This window comes from Pseudomonas sp. FSL R10-2964 (genome assembly GCF_009600035.1).
Lineage (GTDB): Bacteria > Pseudomonadota > Gammaproteobacteria > Pseudomonadales > Pseudomonadaceae > Aquipseudomonas > Aquipseudomonas bubulae.
The window spans coordinates 1-6,366 of record NZ_WIWH01000071.1; the positions used below are offsets into that span (position 1 = coordinate 1).

A 6,366-nucleotide genomic window follows, 5' to 3' on the forward strand; every position below is an offset into this window, starting at 1 on the left:
TTGTTTGGTCATCTGACACCTCGATCTGGCGAGCATTCTCGCCTAAATGGGTGTCCGGTTTCATTAGACCACTACAAGCCGACCGGCAGGGCACGTTCCAAAAGCTGTTCGCCCCTTCGCTCTTGTAGCCGCCTCTCCACCAAAGAGTCTTCAGGCCAAAAATCCTTCGGATATCTACCCTGAGATTCTTCTTCACCTCTACACAGGTACTACACCACAAATTATCTAGATCCTGGGTGACGGAGCTGCGGGCCGGTGACAGGAGATGCAGCATCGGCGGCAGGTTGTCGTAGTGACCAATGTGAGATTTTTTCCAAGCCAAAAAGCTCCTGTATCAGGCCTAAAGGATCAGGAGGGACGATGGCAGGATTCTCTTCAAGAATCACATTGTGAGTCAAAGACCTAGTGGAGGAGTAACAACTTTATAACCAAAGATTCCAGGGGCGAAAGCCGCTCGCGCACCTACACACCTACACACCTACACACCATTCGCACCTCCGTGTCCATTAAGGGTTCGATTCCCGCCACCCGCTCCACTTCTTCCTGGCTTTCAATCTACTTGAAAGCTTCGCTACACAGCAAAATCCTGCAACTGCATTGCCATCCAAACCCTACCCCACCCTTTTTCATCCCCGATGACATTGTCCACACTGCATCCCCCCTGCCCGTTATTTCAAACGATCGCTTGCAACAATCCGGGCAGCGCATGCATCAGCGCACTGATGGCAAAACCGATAAACATCACCCCGCACAGCCGGGTAATCAGTAACTCATGGCGCTGATAGAGCGCCCTGACATGGCCGGCGCCAACAACACCCACCAGAATCATGTAGGCCAGCGCCCCACCCACAAAGCTCAACGCAATCAACCAGGGCAACATGGCCCAGGTCAGTAACTCTGCGCGGCTGGACAACAGCGCAGTGAACGTCGCCACTGCCACCGGATACGCTTTGGGGTTGGTCAATCCGAAGAAAATCCCGTGGGCAAACGGCTGTCGCGCCGGGCCTTGTTGAGCACTGCTGCTGCCCTGGGCGCGAACGGCACGCAGGCCCAGCCAGAAAAGGTACAAGCCGCTGATCAAGCCCAGCACGTTGAAGGCAGTGCTGCCAAATTCACGTGCGCCGACGATGGCAATCAACGCCGTGCTGCACCAGATCACATCGCCGAGCAAATGCCCGCACAGAAAACCGGCGCCGGCACGTCGCCCACGGGCAGCGCCAATGCCGAAAACAGCCAGCACGCCCGGGCCCGGCGTGATCCCATAGATAAAGCCTGAGGCCAGAACGGCCAATAACAACGAAGGTGTCATGCAAAACGCTCCAGATAATCATGCCTCACGTTCGTCCGCTGCCGTGAAGTGGCTCGATTTTGCACGTTATCAACGCTTAAGTAACCGCGTGCAGGGCGAAATTCAGTGGCGCCGCCCCAAAATATTCACCACCAGCCGGTCAACCCAGCCCCAGATGCGCTGCTTCACCCGTCGCCAGAGGGGGCGTGATTGCCAGTCTTGCAGGCTGACGGGCTGACTTTGGGCGAAGTCGGCGATAAAGCTGGCCGCCACCGCCTGGGTAAGCGCCGGATCCAGCGCCTCAAGGTTGGCTTCAAGGTTGAAACGCAGGTTCCAGTGGTCGAAATTGCATGAGCCAACGCTGACCCAATCGTCGATCAGGACCATTTTCAAATGCAGAAAACAGGGCTGATATTCCAGTATCTGCACTCCGGACTTGAGCAGCCGCGGGTAATAACGGTGCCCGGCGTAGCGCACCGAAGGGTGGTCGGTGCGCGGCCCGGTGAGCAGCAGCCGCACATCGACACCCCGCGCCGCCGCACGGCGCAGCGAACGGCGCACGCTCCAGGTCGGCAGAAAGTAAGGCGTGGCCAGCCAGATACGCTGCTTGGCGCTGTTGATCGCGCGCACCAGCGATTGCAGGATATCGCGATGTTGATGGGCATCGGCGTAGGCCACGCGCCCCATACCCTCAGCCTCGTCGGGCACACCGGGCAAGCGCGCCAGGCCGAAGTGGGTCGCCGGTTTCCAGGCCTTGCGGCTGATATTGGCCCGCCACTGGCGATCAAACAGCATCTGCCAGTCCAGCACCAGCGGACCTTGCATCTGCACCATCACCTCATGCCAGTCGCAGCTGTTTTCAGTGGGGCGCCAGAACTCATCTGTGACGCCGGTGCCACCCACCACAGCCAATTGCTGATCCACCAACAACAGCTTGCGATGATCGCGATACAGATTGTTGAGGCCACGGCGCCAGCTCAGCGGGTTGTAATGCCGCAGCTCAACCCCGGCTTCGATCAGCCTGCGGCGCAACGCCGGGCCCAATCCCAGACTTCCGTAGGCGTCAAACAGGCAACGCACCCGCACCTCGCGCCAGGCCGCCTGTTCCAGGGCTTGGACGATGGTTTCGGCACAGTCACCGGCCTCAACCAGATACAACTCCAGATCGATCTGCTCCTGAGCCTGTTCAATGACGGCCAGCATGCGCGGGAAAAACTGCGGCCCGTCGATCAGCAACTCAAAACTATTGTCACTGCGCCAGCCAAACACTGCGCCGGCCATCTTAACGGGCCGTGAAAATCAGCACCGCATTCACCGGTACTGAAAAGCTGATGGCCGAAAGCCCGGCCAGTTTGCGCAAGGTTTCAAGCTCCGGTTGCAGGCCAAAATCTTCGGCTTGCAGCATCAGCGGCTCCAGGGTCACGACCTGAAAGCGTCGTTCATCCAGACGGGTGGCCAATAGCTCGGCCTGATAGGTGTGCTGTTTGCCGCGCAAGCTGACCGTTACCGGCAAGCGCAATTCCAGTTGCGCACCGGAGGCCAGGTCATTGATCGGTTGCAGGTCGATCTGCGCGCTGATCTGCGCTTCCGGGAAGTGCTTGAAATCAAACAACACGTCACGCATGCGCTCATCACGCAGTGGCACTGAGCTGTTGACCGAGTCCATCTCGATACGCAATTGCGCCAGACCCTTGCGGTCAACCTTGCCATGCAGGACCAGAAAGCGGTGCACATCGGCAATATTGGCATTTTGCGTGGTGATAAATGACAGCCGTGACGACTCACCGTCCAGGTACCAGTTGGCCTGGGCAGACAGGCTCACACCCAGGGTCAGCAACAAGGCACAGGCAGAAGATAACAGCGCTTTAAGCATAAAAACTCATCAACCAATAAACGTGGGTGAACATTAAACCCGGCGAGCGGTTTTGGCAGGACTTATTTCACCCTCTTGAGACGTCAGGCGCTACCGACAGTTCCTCCCGCCCCCCTGTCACACAAGCATCATCCAAACGTCACAGTGGTGACATTGCACCTGCTTAGCCTGAAGTTGCACACCTCAGTCGATTGGCAGATACCCAGAGCGGGCACAGTGCCTGCACGGAGATTCGCAATGTCCCAGATCGCCCGTATCCGCGACACCGCTCCAGAACGTCGCTTGCAGGCTGAGCGTTTGCTCGGCCCCGCGGCATTGCGCGAGGCTCAGACCCTGCGTTTTCGTGTGTTCAGCGACGAGTTGAAGGCCAAACTCAAAAGCGCCGAACATGGGCTGGACGAGGACGGCTATGACGCTTATTGCGAACATATCGGGGTACGCGATCTCAATAGCGGCCAGTTGGTTGCCACCACCCGCCTGCTGGATCACAGCGCGGCACAACGTATCGGCCATTTTTACAGCGAAGAAGAGTTCAACCTTCACGGGTTGGCCAACCTGCAGGGGCCGCTGCTTGAAATCGGGCGCACCTGCGTCGATCCGGCCTACCGCAATGGTGGCACCATCGCCGTGCTGTGGGGTGAACTGGCCGAAGTCCTTAACCAGGGCAATTATCGCTACCTGATGGGCTGCGCCAGCATCCCGATGCAGGATGGTGGCATTCAGGCCCGGGCGATCATGCAGCGTCTGCGCGAGCGTTACTTGTGTACGGAGCATCTACGCGCCGAGCCGAAAAATCCGCTGCCGGCGCAGGAAGTGCCCAGCAACGTCATCACGGAAATGCCGCCGCTGCTCAAGGCCTATATGCGCCTGGGCGCGAGGATTTGCGGCGAGCCCTGCTGGGATGAAGACTTCCAGGTGGCCGACGTCTTCATCCTGCTCAAGCGTGATGAACTGTGCCCGCGCTATGCGCGTCACTTCAAGGCGGCCGTGTGATGCGCCGCTTGCGCCGGTATGCCCGGGTGGCACGGGTGCTCGGGGTGGTCAGTCTGGGGCTGGGCATGGCGGGAATGTTCGGGCTGCTGGAGCGCCTGGGCCTGAACAGCACAATGGATCGCCGCCAGCGCTGGTCGCAGTTTTTTATGACACGCCTGAGCAGCGCCCTGCCCTTTCGCGTCACCGTGGTCGGGGAAATCCCGGCAACGCCGATGCTGTGGGTGAGCAATCACGTGTCCTGGACCGATATTGCATTGCTGGGGCAACTGACCCCGCTGTCATTTCTGTCCAAAGCCGAGGTGCGTGGCTGGCCGGTGGCCGGGTGGTTGGCGGCCAAGGCAGGCAGTTTGTTTATCCGCCGTGGTGCGGGAGACAGCCAGGTGATTCGTGAGCAAATGACCCGTCACCTGCAACAGCCGCTACCCCTGCTGATGTTTCCCGAAGGCACCACCACGGATGGGTGCTCGGTGCGTACCTTTCGTGGGCGGTTGCTGTCGGCGGCCATTGACAGCCGGGTACCACTGCAACCTGTAGCCATCCGCTATTTGCGCAATGGCGAGGTCGATGCGATAGCGCCGTTTATTGGCAATGACGATTTGCTCTCACATCTGCTGCGACTGTTTAGCCATGAGCAGAGCGACGTTGAGATTCATCTGCTGGAGCCCATTGCCAGCCAGGCACAAGAGCGGGCCGTGCTGGCGTTCAGAGCGCAGGAAGCGATCCGGCGGGTGGTGTCAGCACCGGTGACGCAAACAGATCCGCTGCCGGAGAGAGTGGGGGCGATGATTTGAGCCGGGAGCCATGTAAGGGGATGTTGTGGGAGCGGGCTTGCTCGCGATGCAGGCGACACGGTGCAACGATAAAGTCGCGTTGCAACAGTAAAGGTACATTGCACATTAACTGGCCCACCGCGTACATATCCGGCATTTGCGTCTAACTGAAATATTGGTTTCGCCCTTACGGCGAGTCCCTTTTTGAAGGACCAAAAAGGAACCAAAAAGTCCTCGCCCCATCGTACGGCCTTCGCTACGCTCAGGTTCCCTCGCTCCGGCTCTGCTCCGTGGGCACGCCGCCACGGGCCATCCATGGCCCATCGCGGCTCTCCCGGCATCCATGCCGGTCGACCCACTCCTCAGAACCTCCTCTCGGCCTCCCGGGAGGGCAGGCAGATCAAAAGCACTACGCCGAGGCGGCCGACCGGCCGGCCTGTTTGGCGTAAGTGTGTGCTGCACAATCTCTGTAGTCGCTGCCGAAGGAACGAGGCTGCGATTTTTAACGCGAATATCGGATATGTACTCAATGCATCAGTTATAAAAACGCTATCAAGCAGGCCTCAACCGCCAGCCCAGCACATCAAGCAGGTCACAACCATCACGCAGCAATTGCGCCGAAACAGTAGCCATATGCCTAAGATCTACAGAGTCAGCCTCTTGCACTTCCCGACTGGAAAACGATTCCATCAGTTGCGTGACGGCCAGTACGCGAGCGGCGGCGTTGGCATGAAGTACGTCGAGGGGCGCGTTGCGGTCGATCAATAAAGCAGGGATGGTGCAATCGATGGCGGTAAGCGGGACAAACGATGAGTCGGTCATTAATCAAACTCCTAAATGTCGAATTTGAGCCGACCGTTTTCGTCGCCAAACAAAAGCAGGTGGCTGCTGTACGCGGGTTGGCGAACCGGTAACATTTAGGAAAACCCGGCAGACCCGAAGATCTCCCACGCACAGCTGCCATAGAGCAACGCGAGCAAAATACACGCTCTGCCATATAGAACAATCGCATGCTAACTAAATGTTAAGCAGGTCGCCAAACCCGGCCGCCTTATCGGCGAACACCGACTATAAGCGTCGTCCCCTCGCCCCAGCAATTGGCAAACCTGTGAGAAAAATCCCGAAAAAACGTGAGCTTGTAGTTTCTGTAGCCGCTGCCGAGGAACACTGCAACTGTGGGAGCGAGCCTGCTCGCGAAGGTCGTTCGCGAGCAGGCTCGCTCCCACAAATAGGGCTTGACCTGCAACAGAGTATCTACAGAGATTGCGCAGTACACGCGAACCGAACAGGCCGGCCGGTCGGCCGCCTCGGGACGCAGTGCTTTTGATCTGCCCGCCCCTTCGGGAGGCCGAGAGGAGGTTATGGGGAGTGGGTCGACCGGCATGGATGCCGGGAGAGCCGCGATGGGCCATGGATGGCCCGTGGCGGCGGGCCCACGGAGC

General features: G+C 58.8%; 7 protein-coding genes. 2 read left to right on the forward strand and 5 right to left on the reverse strand.

The window, feature by feature from the left end:
- The 4 genes from GHN92_RS24495 to GHN92_RS23315 all read right to left on the reverse strand — a co-directional run.
- On the reverse strand, positions 1-322 hold a 322-nt coding region (locus tag GHN92_RS24495), incomplete at its 3' end, for a hypothetical protein (protein ID WP_218580740.1).
- A 351-nt stretch (positions 323-673) separates the two neighbouring features.
- Positions 674-1,309 carry a LysE family translocator gene (locus GHN92_RS23305; protein ID WP_095001341.1) on the reverse strand — a complete coding sequence of 212 codons (636 nt, stop codon included), beginning with the start codon at positions 1,307-1,309 and terminating at the stop codon, positions 674-676.
- Positions 1,310-1,411: 102 nt separating this feature from the next.
- Positions 1,412-2,569 (reverse strand): phosphatidylserine/phosphatidylglycerophosphate/cardiolipin synthase family protein, encoded by a 1,158-nt coding sequence (locus GHN92_RS23310; protein WP_095001340.1) that lies wholly within the window; start codon positions 2,567-2,569, stop codon positions 1,412-1,414.
- A gap of 1 nt (position 2,570) precedes the next feature.
- A complete protein-coding gene (locus GHN92_RS23315) occupies positions 2,571-3,161 on the reverse strand; it encodes a YceI family protein (protein ID WP_095001339.1) in 591 nt (196 codons plus the stop codon).
- A gap of 237 nt (positions 3,162-3,398) precedes the next feature.
- Here GHN92_RS23315 and olsB point away from each other — a divergent pair, with 237 nt between their 5' ends.
- Together olsB and GHN92_RS23325 are read left to right on the forward strand one after the other, a co-directional pair.
- Complete coding sequence (gene olsB, locus GHN92_RS23320) at positions 3,399-4,154, forward strand: L-ornithine N(alpha)-acyltransferase (protein ID WP_095001338.1); 756 nt, start codon at positions 3,399-3,401, stop codon at positions 4,152-4,154.
- The gene (locus GHN92_RS23325; protein ID WP_130872027.1) at positions 4,154-4,945 is read left to right on the forward strand and encodes a 1-acyl-sn-glycerol-3-phosphate acyltransferase; all 792 of its coding nucleotides are present in this window, start codon (positions 4,154-4,156) and stop codon (positions 4,943-4,945) included. The genes olsB and GHN92_RS23325 overlap by 1 nt, the downstream gene beginning before the upstream one ends.
- A 531-nt stretch (positions 4,946-5,476) precedes the next feature.
- Here GHN92_RS23325 and GHN92_RS23330 read toward each other — a convergent pair.
- Positions 5,477-5,746 (reverse strand): short-chain dehydrogenase, encoded by a 270-nt coding sequence (locus tag GHN92_RS23330; RefSeq protein ID WP_133144269.1) that lies wholly within the window; start codon positions 5,744-5,746, stop codon positions 5,477-5,479.
- Between the last annotated feature and the right edge of the window lie 620 nt (positions 5,747-6,366).